Genomic DNA, 13,336 nt, shown 5'->3' with positions numbered 1-13,336 from the left:
CAAGAGGGGTGTCTCGTGCGACCGTCGGGGTGACGGCTCGTCGTGAGCAGCGGAGCGATCCCTCCCGTACGGGAGGGCGGTCCGGCCGGTCGGTGCGCTCGTGAGGAGGATGCCCTTGAAGGCGTTCCGTGGTCCGAAGGTGTGGCTGTGGCGCTGGCGGCGGAACCCGCTCAGACGCCGGGCCGATGTGGTGGAGGCATGGGTGGTGCTCGGCGCCTTCCTGCTGACCGTCCTGGCCGGAGTGCTGGCGGGCCTGGCGGCGGCCGGCGCGGTGGAGCACGGGCTCGCCCGCGAACGGAGCCTGCGGCGGCCCACCGTGGCCCGGGTGGTCACGCCGCTCCCGGCGAAGTCCGCCGCGCGGGAGGACCGCGCCCCGGCGGGGGAGCGGATCTGGACCGAGGTCCGCTGGACGGCGGTCGACGGCTCCTCCCACACCGGCCGGATCCGGGTACGCTCCGGCAGCGCGCCCGGCACGCCGGTCACCGTCTGGACCGACCCGCGGGGCCGGCTCGTCGACCGCCCCACCAGCGCCTCCGAGGCCGCCTTACGGGCCACCCTGATCGGCCTCCTGGTCGGCGTGAGCGCCGCCGCCGTGCCCTGCGTCACGGGTCTGGCCGTACGGGGCCGCCTGGAGCGCCGCCGTATGCGGGAGTGGGACACGGAATGGGCCCGCCTCGGCCCGCAGTGGGGACGCATGGTCTGACGGCCGGTCAGCGGCCCTCGGTTCCCGGGGTCCTCCGTTCCCGGTTCCCGGTTCCCGTCCCGGAAGCCGGGTGGCCGCCTCGCCCGTCGTCCCGTGGTCCCCTCTCCGGCCCGCCCCCGCTTGCCCGCGCAAGAGGCGCAGCCCTTCGTCCCCGGCCACCCCGCCCGCACGTAGCTCCCTCCACGCGCGCGTGCGCGCCACGGCACCGATGACGTCCGGAGCCGGTTGTCACGGGCACGCGTGCGCGCGTGGGGTGCGGTCAGTTCCCGCCGGGCAGGGCGCGCTCCAGGATGGCGTCGAGGCCGGTCCCGGCGGGAAGGGTGCCGAACGCGTGCCCCCAGTCGCCGCCCAGCCGGGACGCGCAGAAGGCGTCCGCGACCGGGTGCGGGGCGTGCCGTACCAGCAGGGAGGCCTGGAGCGCGAGCGCCATCCGCTCGACCAGCCGGCGGGCGCCCACCTGATCGGTTCCGGCCAGCTCGTCCTTGAGCGCGGCCACGGTCGCGTCGAGGCGGGCGTCGGCCCCGCGCGCCAGGGCGAGTTCGGCGAACAGGGCCTCGGCGGTGTCCGGTTCCCGGCCGAGGGCGCGCAGCACGTCGAGCGCGTTGACGTTCCCGGAGCCCTCCCAGATCGACAGCAGCGGGGCCTCCCGGTAGTGCCGGGGCATGCCGGAGTCCTCGACGTACCCGTTGCCGCCGAGGCACTCCAGGGCCTCGGCGGTGAAGGCCGGGCCCCGCTTGGTGACCCAGTACTTGCCGACGGCGGTGGCGATGCGCCGGAAGGCCCGCTCCCCGGCGTCCCCGCGCACCGCGCGGTCCGCCGCGCCGGCGAGGCGCAGCGTGAGCGTCGTCGCGGCCTCCGACTCCAGCGCGAGATCGGCGAGGACATTGCGCATCAGCGGCTGGTCGATCAGCCGGGCGCCGAACGCGCTGCGGTGCCGGGCGTGGTGGCCCGCCTCGACCAGCGTCTTGCGCATCAGGGTCGCCGAGGCCATCACACAGTCCAGCCGGGTGCAGTTGACCATCTCGATGATGGTCTTCACGCCCCGCCCCTCCGGCCCCACCAGCCAGGCCACGGTCCGGTCGAACTCCGGCTCGGAGGAGGCGTTGGAGCGGTTGCCCAGCTTGTCCTTCAGCCGCTGGATGCGGAAGGTGTTGCGGCTGCCGTCCGTCAGGACGCGCGGCACCAGGAAGCACGACAGCCCGCCCGGGGCCTGCGCGAGCACCAGGAAGACGTCGCACATCGGCGCCGACGTGAACCACTTGTGCCCGCGCAGCGTGTACACGCCCGGCTCGCCGGTGGGTGTGGCGGTGGTGGTGTTGGTACGGACGTCGGAGCCGCCCTGCTTCTCCGTCATGCCCATCCCGGCGAGCAGCCCGGGCTTGTCGGTGGGCACGCGCAACTCGGGGTCGTACTCCCGGCTGGTGAGCAGCGGTTCGTACACCTTGGCCAGTTCCGGCTGGGCGCGCAGGGCGGGTACGGCCGCGTACGTCATCGAGGTGGGGCAGCCGTGTCCCGCCTCGGTGTGCCCCCACACGAGGCCGCCCGCGGTCCGGGCCACGTGCGCGCCCGGCCGGTCGTCGGCCCATGGGGCGCCGGCCAGGCCCTCGGCGACCGCCGTCCGCATCAGGTGGTGCCAGGCGGGGTGGAAGTCGACCTCGTCGACGCGGTGCCCGTAGCGGTCGTGGGTGCGCAGCACCGGCTCGTACCGGTTCGCCAGCTCGCCCCACTCCTGCGCCTGCGCGCTCCCGGCGCGCGCCCCCAGCCGCCGGAGGTTCTCCTCGGCCCATCCGGCGCCCTCCCGGCGCAGCCCCTCCAGCAGGGCCGGGTCGTCGGAGGCGTCGTACGGGGCGAGCGGCGGGGGCTGGTTGGTGACGTCGTGCGTGCCGGACTGCGGCTGGGGCGGCGACTGCGCGGGAATCGAGACCATACGAGCATGTTGCACTCTCCGTGCGGCCGTAGCAATGCTGCAACAAGCAGGCGCACGTACAGTACGGGTCCATGTGCGTGAACGTCCCGGCGGAGCCGGACCGGCCGGTGCCGGAACCGGCGGCCCTGCGACCCCTGTCCGCCCGGTCGGTGGTGCTGAGCCTGCTCCTCGGCGTGCACCCGCCGGAGCTGCCGGTGCGGGACCTGGTCCGGCTCGTGGAGCCGTTCGGGATCGGCGGCTCCACGCTGCGGGCCGCGCTGAGCCGGATGGTGGCCGCCGGGGACCTGCGGCGCACGGACGCCGTCTACCGGCTCAGCGACCGGCTGCTGGAGCGGCAGCGGCGGCAGGACGACGCGCTACGGCCGCGCACGCGCGCGTGGCACGGTGACTGGGAGATGGTGGTGATCACGGCGACCGGGCGCGGCCCCGCCGAACGCGCCGACCTGCGCGCCCGGCTGACCGCCCTGCGCCTGGCCGAACTGCGCGAGGGCGTGTGGCTGCGCCCGGCCAACCTCGACCGGCCGCTGCCCGCCGAGGTGCACCGGGTGGCGCTGACGTACACGGCCCGTCCCGACGAGCCGCCGGGTGAGCTGGCCGCCCGGCTGTGGCCGCTGGCCGATTGGGCGGCCGGCGCGCGCTCCCTGCTCGCCCGGGCGGCCCGAGCGGACCGCCCGGCCGACCGGTTCACCGCCTACGCGGCGGCCGTCCGCCATCTGCTCACCGACCCCGTCCTGCCGCCCGCCCTGCTCCCCGCCGACTGGCCGGGGGAGGAACTGCGCACGGCGTACGCCGGTTATCGACGGGACCTCGGCGCGGGGCTTGGGGTGCGCGGGGCGTAGCGGAGGAGCGCGTGCGGTGACAGGTCTCCACGTCGTGAGGCGGGCGTGGGGTCCCCCGTGGCATCCCTCCTCGGACACCGCTGTACGGTCGAGGCCGTCGCCGACCTGGAACAGGCCCGAAACGGGCTGCGGAGGAAGACAGTTGAGCCCCGAGTCCCCCGAGACGGACACCCCGCCCGCCGCCGACTCCCCTGCCCGGAAACCGGCCGAGCGGCCGGCCGGGGAACCGGAATCGCACGGCCGGTCAGCCGGGGGACCGGGACCGCAGGGTCGGTCTGCCGGGGGACCGGGACCGGGACCGCACGCCCGCCCTGCCAGGCGACCAGCCGAGCGGCCGACCGGGGAACCGGAACCCGACGCCAGCCCTGCCGGGGAACCGGAACCCCACGCCAGCCCTGCCGGGGAACCGGAACCCCACGCCAGCCCTGCCGGGCAACCGGTCGAGCCGCCGGCCGCAGTACCGGAACCGCACGGCCGGCCCCGGCTGCTGCGGGACGCGTCGCTGTCCGCCGTGCTGGCGGGCTTCGTGGCCGTCGTCGTCTCCTACTCCGGGACACTGGTCATCGTGCTCGCGGCGGCCTCGGCCGGACACCTCGATCCCGCGCGGACCACTTCCTGGGTGTGGGCGATCTCCCTGGGCAGCGGCCTGACCTGCATCGGGCTGAGCCTGCGCACCCGGATGCCGGTCATCACCGCCTGGTCGACACCGGGCGCGGCGCTGCTGGTGACGAGCCTCGGCGCGTACCCGTACGCCGAAGCCGTCGGCGCGTTCCTGATCACCGGTGCCGTCATCACGCTGATCGGGCTGACCGGGGTCTTCGGATGGCTGATGCGCCAGGTGCCGGCGGCGGTGGTCTCGGCGATGCTGGCGGGCATCCTGTTCGGCTTCGGCACCCATGTCTTCACTTCGCTGAAGACGGCGCCGGTCATCGCCGGATCCGTGCTGCTCGCCTACCTCCTGGCCAAGCGGCTGCTGCCCCGGTACGCCGTGCTCGTCGCGCTCGCCGCGGGGGTGGTCGGCAGCGCGGCGACCTCGCGGCTGCACGTCCGCCTCCACGCGATCGAGCTGGCCCGGCCGGTGCTGACCGCCCCGGAGTTCTCCCTCGCCTCGCTCGTCGGCATCGCCGTGCCGCTGATCGTGGCCACCCTGGCCTCGCAGAACGCCCCGGGCATGGCGGTGCTCTCCGCCTCCGGTTACCGGCCCGGGGACCGGCTGCTCATCGGCACCACCGGAGTGGCCTCCACCGTGCTCGCCCCCTTCGGGTCGCACGCGGTCAACCTGGCCGCGATCACCGCCGCGATCTGCACCGGCCCGGAGGCGCACCCAGATCCGCGGCGGCGGTATGTGGCGGGTGTCTCCTGCGGCGCCTGCTACGTGCTGATCGGCTCCTTCGGATCGACGCTGGTGGCCTTCTTCGCCGGGCTGCCCGGGGAACTGGTCGCCGCCGTCGCCGGTGTCGCCCTGTTCGGGGCGCTCGCCGGGGGACTCACCGGCGCGGTCAAGGAGGAGAAGGACCGCGAGGCCGCGCTGATCACGTTCCTGGCCACCGCCTCCGGCGTCACCCTGTTCGGCATCGGTTCCGCCTTCTGGGGTCTCGTCCTCGGCGTCGCCGCCCACCTCGTCCTGTCCGGGCGCCGGCGTGGGCGGACGGCGGGCGCCTGACCTGCGGCCGGGCCGCCGCCGTCGGCGGCCCGGCCCCCGGGGCTCACTTGTAGGTGATGTCCGAGCTGGAGTACTTGCAGTAGGTGGCGTCCGGGCCCGAGCCGTTGGTGGTCGGTTCGGCGCCGGTGTTGTTGCCGATGTACTTCTGGCAGGGAACGATCTTCTTGCTGGTGTCGCCGACGATGGTGATGTTCCGCAGGGTCGCGCTGTCGCCGTAGTTGGTGTTGATGCCGACGAGCTTGTTGCCCTTGTAGGTCGCCTCGATGCCGCTGAGGTTGATCGTCCGCTTGTACTGGGTCTTGCAGTTGCCGCAGGAGCGGGCGAACGTGCCGAAGTTCTTCACCGCGAAGTTCGAGACGTTCAGCGTGCCGGCGCCGTTGAACTGGAACACCTTGTCGCTCGCCTCTTTCGCCCCGCCGCCGCTGACGGTGTAGACGTTGGACGACGAGGAGCCGAGGAAGGTGGCCGCGTCCTCGCCGACGTCCTCCCACCAGACGTTCTGCAGCGTGCAGCTGCCGAGGCAGTGGACGCCGTCGGCGGCGGGGGAGCCGATGACGACGTTCTTGAGGACCGTGCCGGGGGCCAGTTCCAGCAGGGGCCCCTGGTCCTCGTCCTGGCCGTCGCTGCCGAGGTCGCCGCTGCCGTACAGCCGCTTCATCCCGTAGTCCTTGGTGCCGGACACCGAGATGGTGGAGGAGACCGCCTGGCTGCCGTTCGGGGTCGGCCAGGTGGCCGCGTCCGCCGGCGCTCCGGAGGTCATGAGCATGCCAAGCGTAAGGCCGAGCGTGGCGAGTCCGCCGAGCAGACCGCGCGAGGTCGCTGATGAGGTCATGTCCCGAAATGCCTTCTTCCGTGGGTGCTGCTCTGTGGGGGTTACGTACGTGAACCACGCGCGTCATGTGGAACACGGTTGGGGGGTCGCGTGGACCGTACGGCTGCCTTGCGTGCCGGACGGTCACGCTGATGAACGGACCGTAGGATGCAAGCGCTTTCTAGTCAACGGGTCGCGCAGTGCTTTTCCGGCCCGCGAGAATGCCCCCTCGGCGCAGGGCGCGCCCACCGCACGCCCCCTCGGCGCAGCGCGCGAGCCCCCCGGCGGCGGCCATCCCGGCGGGCGGGGAGGGTGGCGTCGCACGGGCCCGAGAGGTTTCCTGGTAGCAGCGGGCGTCCCCCCGGGAAAGAGGGGATGACCAGCGCGGTCGCGGGCACTCGGTGGGCACGTAAGGCGATCTCACCCCCGAGGAGAGTCATGGCTGAGCAGAAGTCGTCGTCGGTCCTCACGGCGCCCCTGCGCGGCGCCGCCTCGGTCCTGCGCAGGGTGCCCGGCGCCGGAACGGTGGGCAGGGCCGCCGAGGGGACACTCGACAAGATCGGCGCGGTCTCGCCCCGCGGGCGGCGCATGGCGGTGTACACGGGCGCCGGGGTGCTCGGCGTGGCGGGCGTGGTGGAGTGGCCCGTGGCGCTCACCGGCGCGGCGGTGGCCTGGCTCACCCAGCCCCGGCCCGACCAGCCGGCGCGGGGCGCGGAGGCCGTCACACAGCGCCCGGAGCCCGCACACGACCTCGGCACCGCGGCCCTCAGGTCCGGCGCCGGACACGACCAGGCGGTCGAGGGCGCGCCGGGTGGCAGCGGGAGCCACGCGGCCGGTCATGCCCCCGGGCGCGCCAAGGGAACGGGACACACCCAGGCGCCCGGGCCGCCCGCAGCCGGCCACGGCGCCGGGACGTCCGGGGCCAGGACGTCCTCGGGCCCGCTCGGGCCGACCGCCCGGCCCGACCGCACCACACTCTAGGAGGCCGAGGTGGCCGGACTGCTGACGGCGCCGACAGCCGCCGTACGGCTGCTGCCCGCGGCACCACGCCTGCTCGCGCGGGCGGCGGCACCGGCGGTCGGCATGGCCGCCGGTGCCGCCGCGAGTACCGCGCGCGCCGGTGTGCGCGGCGCGGACACCGCGGCCCGGGTCGCCCGGGTGGCCCGCAACGCGTTCCCCGGCGCCGGTACCCACTGGCGCTCCGGCGCCCGCGCCCATCTGGCCGTACGCCCCCTGGAGCGGGACCAGGCGCGGCGCGCCGGCGGCACCGCGCACCTGGCGCGCCGGGTGGCCGAGGCGCTGCGGGAACATCCCGAGGTGCTCGTCGCCTACTGGGACCAGGGGCTCGCCCGCCTGGTGGTGACCGCGACCGGCGAAGAGGCCGCCGACCGGGTCCTGGCGCACGCCGCGGACCTGGCCGAACGGCACGGCCTGGCGCTGGCCGGCGGCGACGACGCCGAGACCACGCACCCGGCCGACCCGGCCGGGGTGCGCGCCGCCGCGGCCACGCTCGCCGCCGACGCCGTCGGCATCGCCGTGGCCCTGACCGCCTACACCCTGCGGCTGCCGCCCTCCCCCCGGATGGTGACCGCCGTCGTGACCCTGCTGCGGGAGAACCCGCGCTTCCGCGACCGGCTGCGCGCCCGCCTCGGCGACTCCGGCATGGACCTCGCGCTGGCCTGCGCCAACGCGGCCGTGCACGGCGCCGGGCAGAGCCCCACCTCGCTGGTGCTCGACGGCGTGCTGCGCGCCTGCCAGGTGGCCGAGACGGTGGCCCGCTCGGCCGCCTTCGACGCGGTGCACGACCGGCTGTGCGCTCCGCAGCGGGTCAGCCTCGCCCCGGACGGCCCGCCCCGCCCCCCGCTGCGTGTCTCCCCGGCCCAGGAGTACGCCGCCCACGCCTCCGCCGGCAGCGTGCTGGGCGCGGCGGCCACCCTGCTGGTCAAGCACGACACCGCCGAGGCGGCGGAGGCGGTGCTGGCCGGCTCCCCGAAGGCCGCCCGCTACGGCCCGGCCGCCTTCCACGCCGTACTCTCCGGCGCGCTGGCCCGCACCGGCGTACTGGTCCGCGCCCCCGAGCGGCTGCGCCAGCTGGAGATGGCCGGCACCGTCGTACTGCACCCCGGCGCGCTGCGCACCGAGGACGGCGAGCCGGACCCGTGGGCCGAACCGGTGCTGGACGCGGCCCGCCGGGCCGGACTGCGGGTCGTCCTCGTGGACGATCCGGCGTTGGAGGACTTCACCGGCCTCGCCGACCAGGTCGTCGACGCCCGCCGGCCGCTGGACGACGTGGTGTACGAGGCGCGTGGCGAGGAGGGCGCCGTCCTGGTGGTCGCGCGGGTGCGCACGGCCGGCGAACACGACGTCCTGGCCGCCCTGCGCGCCGCCGACATCGCCCTCGCCCTGAGCGACCGGAACGGCGCGGTCGTCTGGGGCGCGGACCTGCTCGCCCTGCACGGCCTGCCCGATGTGTGGCGGGTCCTGACCGCGATCCCGGCCGCCCGCCGGGTCGGCCGCCGGGCCCAGACGCTGGCCCGCTCCGGCGCCGCGCTGTCCGGGCTGCTGGTCGCCGTCGGCGAGTCCGGTGGCGGCAGGGGCCGCCGGGCCGTGCTGCCGGGGCTGCGGCACGCGCCGGTCGACGCGGGCGCCGCCTCCGCGCTGCTGTCCGGGGTGCGCGCCGCGCTCGGCGTGGCGGCGGCCCGCACCCCGCACCCGCGCCCCCGGGTGCACTGGCACGAGCTGGACGCGGACGAGGCCCGGGACCGGCTGGCCCGGGAACCGGCCGCCGAGACCGGGGCCGACGCGCTGACCACCCGGGTGCGCAAGGCGGCCAAGAGCGTCACCGGGCACCCGGCCGCCGCGCCCGCCCGCTGGTCCTACCGGCTCGGCCGGGCCGTCCGGAGCGAACTGCAGGACCCGCTCACTCCCGTGCTGGCCGTCGGCTCGGCGGCGTCGGCGATCCTCGGCTCGGTCGTGGACGCGCTGCTCGTCGTCGGCGCCCTGGACCTGAACGCCCTGGTCGGCGGCCTCCAGCGGCTACGGGCGGAACGGGCGCTGTCCGGACTCGTCGCGGAACAGAAGCAGAAGGCCCGCCTGGTGCCGCCGCAGGCCGAGGCCCCGGCCGGCGGCCCCCGCACCGTGGAGGCCGGCCGGCTGCGGCCCGGCCACGTGATCCAGCTGAAGACGGACGACGTGGTGCCCGCCGACGCCCGGCTGCTGTGGCAGGAGGGCCTGGAGGTGGACGAGTCCGCGCTCACCGGCGAGTCGCTGCCGGTGGAGAAGCAGACCGACCCCACCCCGCACGCCGCCGTGGCCGACCGGCGCTGCATGGTCTTCGAAGGGACGACGGTGGTGGCGGGGGAGGCCCGGGCCGTCGTGGTCGACACCGGCGACCGCACCGAGGCCGCCCGCGCCGTCCACCTCGCCGCGCGCACGCCCCCGGCCGGCGGAGTACAGGCCCGGCTCCAGGAACTGAGCCGCAAGGCGCTGCCGCTGACCCTGGGGGGCGGCGCCGCGGTGACCGGCCTGGCGCTGCTGCGCGGCACCCCGATCCGGGAGGCGGTCAGCGGCGGGGTCGCGGTGGCCGTGGCCGCCGTACCGGAAGGGCTGCCGCTGGTGGCGACGGTCGCCCAGCTGGCCGCGGCCCGCCGGCTGAGCCGGGGCGGAGTCCTGGTGCGCACCCCGCGCACCCTGGAGGCGCTGGGCCGCATGGACACCATCTGCTTCGACAAGACCGGCACGCTCACCGAGAACCGGCTGCGCCTGGTGCGCACCGCCGACACCGGGGGCGGGATCCACGCCGTGGCCGACCCCGGCGCGGAGGAGATCGTACGGGCCGCCGCGCGGGCCTGTCCGCAGCCGGACGGCGGCTCCGGCCGGCCGGTGCACGCCACCGACGAGGCCGTGCTCGACGCGGCCCCGCCCGACCCGGACTGGGCCCGGATCGCCGACCTGCCGTTCGAGGCCGCGCGCGGATACGCCGCCGCCGTCGGCCGCGCCGGGGACGGCCCGCCCGTGCTGGTGGTCAAGGGCGCCCCCGAGACCGTCCTGCCCGCCTGCGCCGGGCTGCCGGAACACGCCGCCGACACCGCCCACGCGCTGGCGGGGGACGGGCTGCGGGTGCTCGCGGTGGCCGAACGGCGCCTCGACGCCGCCGAGCGGGAGGACGAGGCCCTCGAACGGCCGCTGGAGAACCTGGAGTTCATCGGCCTGCTGGCGCTGTCCGACGTACCGCGCGTGACCTCCACGGCACTGGTGGACGCGCTCAACGGGGCGGGCGTACGACCGGTGATGCTCACCGGCGACCATCCGCAGACCGCGCGGGCCATCGCCACCGACCTGGGTTGGCCCGCGGACACGGTGGTGGTCACCGGCGACGAGCTGGCCGCCGCCGACCGGGCCGCCCGGGCCCGGATGCTGCGCGACGCGGGTGTGGTGGCCCGGGTGGCCCCGGAGCAGAAGCTCCAGGTGGTGGAGGCGCTGCGGGACGCGGGCCGGGTGGTCGGCATGGTCGGCGACGGCGCCAACGACGCGGCGGCGATCCGCGCGGCGGACATCGGCGTCGGCATCAGCGCCCGGGGCTCGGCCGCCGCCCGCAACGCGGCGGACATCGTGCTGACCGACGACGATCTGACGGTTCTGGTCGACGCGGTGGGCGAGGGCCGCGCCCTGTGGCACAGCGTGGCCGACGCCATCGCCATCCTGATCGGCGGCAACGCGGGCGAGGTCGGCTTCGGCATCATCGGGACCCTGCTGTCCGGGCGGGCGCCGCTGTCCACCCGGCAGATGCTGATGGTGAACCTGTTCACCGACCTCTTCCCGTCGATGGCCGTGGCGGTGACGGAGAAGGAGGACGGTCAGGGCATGGTCCGGGCGCGGAGCGGGTCGCCGGAGGACGCCTCCGCGGTGCTGGGCGCCCCGCTGCTGCGGCAGATCCGGCACCGGGCGCTGACCACCTGTCTGGGCGCGGTCACGGCCTGGCTGATCGGCCGCTTCACCCCGGGCACCGCCCGCCGCTCCAGCACCATGGCCCTGTGCGGGGTGGTCGGCACCCAGCTGGTGCAGACCCTGCTCGACCGGCGGGACAGCCGGCTGGTGCAAATCACCTCGCTGGGCTCCGCGCTGGCGCTCGTCGCCGTGGTCCAGACCCCGGTCCTCAGCCGCGCGTTCGGCTGCACCCCGCTCGGCCCGTTCGCGTGGGCGGGCGTCGTGGCCGCGATCGCCCTGGCCCTCGCGGGCCAGCGGTCACTGCCCCGCCTGGAGCAGGCCGTGGGACGACTGCTGCCCACGCGGTGACGACCGGGGCGGCCGGGGACGACCGACACGCCGTCTACCGGTGAATGTCACGGGCAGTGGTCGCGTCCGTCCCGTGGGGCGAAGGCCGCGAGGGCATCGGCGTCGGTCGCGCGGGCACGCAGGAAGTAGTCGGCCCACTCGGCGATTCCGGGGTAGGACGAGTCCCGGCGGAGCCGGGTGACGGCGGTCTCGATGTCGAAGTGCGTGGTCCGGAGTTCGGCACCCGGCCCCAGGAGGGCCCAGTGCGCTCCGGTTCGTCCGTAGGGCATCCCGATGCTCCCGGGGTTGATCACCAGTCGGCCGTGGGCGAGGCGGACGAACGGCATGTGGGTGTGACCGCAGACCACGGTGCGGATGTCGGATTCGAGTCCGGCGAAGACCTCCTGCCATCGGGCGGGACGGGAGTCGACCAGGACGACCTCCTCGTCGTCACGAGGGGTGGCATGGCAGAACAGCACCTTTCCCAGGCCGTTCACGGTCAGGGAGAGGGACCTGGGCAACGAGCCGAGAAGGTCGAGATGGTCCTCGCGAAGTCGTGCGGCTGCCCAGGGAGCGATCGGATCGGGGATCGTGTCGCGCTGACCCCGGCGGTATTCGAGGAGCTCGCGGTCGGCGTTGCCGCTGATCCAGCTGACGCGGTCGCCGAGGCTGGTCAGCAGGTCGAGAACCTGGGTCGGTTGCGGGCCGGCGGCGATGTCGCCGGTGAGCACGATGTGGTCGGCGGCGCCGACGTCCGGTTCGGCTAGTACTGCCTCCAGGGCCGGCAGGACTCCGTGGATGTCGGACAGGACGGCTACTCGGTTCGGCATGGTCACTGCTGTACACCACTCGGCCGTGCAGCGGTACGAGAACAGCGCTTGGACCGCCAGGGCGGAACCTACCGGTCGTACGGCCACCGGCACCGGGCCCGGACCGCCCCGGGCGTCGGGGCGGTCCGGGTGGCGGAGGCGGGGTCAGACCGAGCGGTGGTACTGGATCGGCACCCGGATCTCCGCGCCCAGTTCGCGGGCGGCCTGCCGGGCCCAGGACGGGTTGCGGAGGAGCTCGCGGCCGAGCAGGACCACGTCGGCCTCGCCGTTCGCCAGGATCTTCTCGGCCTGCCCGGTCTCGGTGATCAGCCCGACGGCGCCGGCCCGCAGCGGGGTCTCGGCCTTCACCCGGGCGGCGAACGGCACCTGGTAGCCCGGCCCGGTCGGGATGCTGACGCCGTTCGCGTTGCCGCCGGTGGAGACGTCGAGCAGATCCACGCCGTGGGCGTGCAGGTCACGGGCGAAGCGGACCGTGTCGTCCGTAGTCCAGCCGCCCTCGTCCAGCCAGTCGGTGGCGGAGATGCGGAAGAGCACCGGCTTCTCCGCGGGCCACACCTCGCGTACGGCGTCCACGATCTCGAGGGCGAACCGGGTGCGGTTCTCGTAGGAGCCGCCGTAGGCGTCCGTGCGATGGTTGGTGTGCGGGGAGAGGAACTCGTTGACCAGGTAGCCGTGGGCGCCGTGGATCTCCACGGTCTCGAAGCCCGCGGCCAGCGCCCGGCGCGCGGCGGCGGCGAACTGCCCGATGATCTCCTGGATCTGATCAACCGTCAGTTCCGTCGGCACCGGGTGGTGTTCGCCGAACGGCAGCGCGCTCGGGGCGAGCGGCTGCCAGCCGTGCGCCTCCGGTCCGACGGGCCCGCCGCCCTTCCACGTCCGGTCGGTCGAGGCTTTCCGGCCGGCGTGACCGAGCTGGACGCCGGGTACGGTGCCCTGCTCGGTGAGGAAGCGGGTGATCCGCCGGAAGGCCTCCACCTGGGTGTCGTTCCACAGTCCGAGGTCGTACGGGGAGATCCGGCCCTCGGGGGCGATCGCGGTGGCCTCCGTCAGGATCAGCCCGGTGCCCCCGGCGGCCCGCGCCGCGTAGTGCGCGAAGTGCCAGTCGTGCGGCACACCGGCGAGCGGACCCTCGGGCTCGGCCGAGTACTGGCACATCGGCGCCATCCACACCCGGTTCGGGACGGTCACTTCGCGCAGGGTGAGGGGCTCGAAGAGCGCGGGCATGACGGACTCCATTTCGTCGCGGACGGCTTGATCCCTTCGTACGCCATCCATCGTACTACGATGAA

The 13,336-nt window shown here is 75.2% G+C and carries 9 protein-coding genes; 5 read left to right on the top strand and 4 right to left on the bottom strand.

Features of this window, described 5'->3' with window-relative positions; translation table 11 throughout:
• Positions 1-115: 115 nt before the first annotated feature.
• Positions 116-703 carry an Rv1733c family protein gene (locus IE251_RS20265; RefSeq protein ID WP_444545175.1) on the top strand — a complete coding sequence of 196 codons (588 nt, stop codon included), beginning with the start codon at positions 116-118 and terminating at the stop codon, positions 701-703.
• A gap of 259 nt (positions 704-962) precedes the next feature.
• On the opposite strand, the gene IE251_RS20260 is transcribed toward IE251_RS20265, so the two are convergent.
• The gene (locus IE251_RS20260) at positions 963-2,630 is read right to left on the bottom strand and encodes a DNA alkylation response protein (protein WP_189754404.1); all 1,668 of its coding nucleotides are present in this window, start codon (positions 2,628-2,630) and stop codon (positions 963-965) included.
• A gap of 71 nt (positions 2,631-2,701) precedes the next feature.
• On the opposite strand from IE251_RS20260, the gene IE251_RS20255 reads away from it, so the two are divergent.
• Together IE251_RS20255 and IE251_RS20250 are read left to right on the top strand one after the other, a co-directional pair.
• Positions 2,702-3,469, top strand: coding sequence for a PaaX family transcriptional regulator C-terminal domain-containing protein (locus IE251_RS20255; RefSeq protein WP_189754403.1), 768 nt, complete (start codon positions 2,702-2,704; stop codon positions 3,467-3,469).
• Positions 3,470-3,953: 484 nt separating this feature from the next.
• A complete protein-coding gene (locus IE251_RS20250; protein WP_189754604.1) occupies positions 3,954-5,132 on the top strand; it encodes a benzoate/H(+) symporter BenE family transporter in 1,179 nt (392 codons plus the stop codon).
• Positions 5,133-5,175: 43 nt separating this feature from the next.
• Here IE251_RS20250 and IE251_RS20245 read toward each other — a convergent pair whose 3' ends face one another.
• Complete coding sequence (locus IE251_RS20245) at positions 5,176-5,964, bottom strand: pectate lyase (protein WP_189754402.1); 789 nt, start codon at positions 5,962-5,964, stop codon at positions 5,176-5,178.
• Between the two features lie 417 nt (positions 5,965-6,381).
• Here IE251_RS20245 and IE251_RS20240 point away from each other — a divergent pair, with 417 nt between their 5' ends.
• A complete protein-coding gene (locus IE251_RS20240; RefSeq protein WP_189754401.1) occupies positions 6,382-6,924 on the top strand; it encodes a hypothetical protein in 543 nt (180 codons plus the stop codon).
• A gap of 9 nt (positions 6,925-6,933) precedes the next feature.
• Positions 6,934-11,238, top strand: a complete 4,305-nt coding sequence (locus IE251_RS20235) for a cation-translocating P-type ATPase (protein WP_189754400.1) — start codon at positions 6,934-6,936, stop codon at positions 11,236-11,238.
• 47 nt (positions 11,239-11,285) lie between these two features.
• Here IE251_RS20235 and IE251_RS20230 read toward each other — a convergent pair whose 3' ends face one another.
• Together IE251_RS20230 and IE251_RS20225 are read right to left on the bottom strand one after the other, a co-directional pair.
• Complete coding sequence (locus IE251_RS20230; RefSeq protein WP_189754399.1) at positions 11,286-12,047, bottom strand: metallophosphoesterase family protein; 762 nt, start codon at positions 12,045-12,047, stop codon at positions 11,286-11,288.
• Positions 12,048-12,191: 144 nt separating this feature from the next.
• Positions 12,192-13,271, bottom strand: a complete 1,080-nt coding sequence (locus IE251_RS20225) for an NADH:flavin oxidoreductase/NADH oxidase (protein ID WP_189754398.1) — start codon at positions 13,269-13,271, stop codon at positions 12,192-12,194.
• Positions 13,272-13,336: the final 65 nt, after the last annotated feature.

The sequence above is a fragment of the Streptomyces eurythermus genome, assembly GCF_014649115.1.
Lineage (GTDB): Bacteria > Actinomycetota > Actinomycetes > Streptomycetales > Streptomycetaceae > Streptomyces > Streptomyces eurythermus.
This window is presented reverse-complemented; position numbering and strand designations above follow the sequence as displayed.

Coding starts and splice junctions, on each gene's coding strand:
- IE251_RS20260 (WP_189754404.1), bottom strand. CDS start 2,630: ATGGTCTCGATTCCCGCGCAGTCGCCGCCCCAGCCGCAGTCCGGCACG.
- IE251_RS20255 (WP_189754403.1), top strand. CDS start 2,702: ATGTGCGTGAACGTCCCGGCGGAGCCGGACCGGCCGGTGCCGGAACCG.
- IE251_RS20230 (WP_189754399.1), bottom strand. CDS start 12,047: ATGCCGAACCGAGTAGCCGTCCTGTCCGACATCCACGGAGTCCTGCCG.
- IE251_RS20240 (WP_189754401.1), top strand. CDS start 6,382: ATGGCTGAGCAGAAGTCGTCGTCGGTCCTCACGGCGCCCCTGCGCGGC.
- IE251_RS20245 (WP_189754402.1), bottom strand. CDS start 5,964: ATGACCTCATCAGCGACCTCGCGCGGTCTGCTCGGCGGACTCGCCACG.
- IE251_RS20225 (WP_189754398.1), bottom strand. CDS start 13,271: ATGCCCGCGCTCTTCGAGCCCCTCACCCTGCGCGAAGTGACCGTCCCG.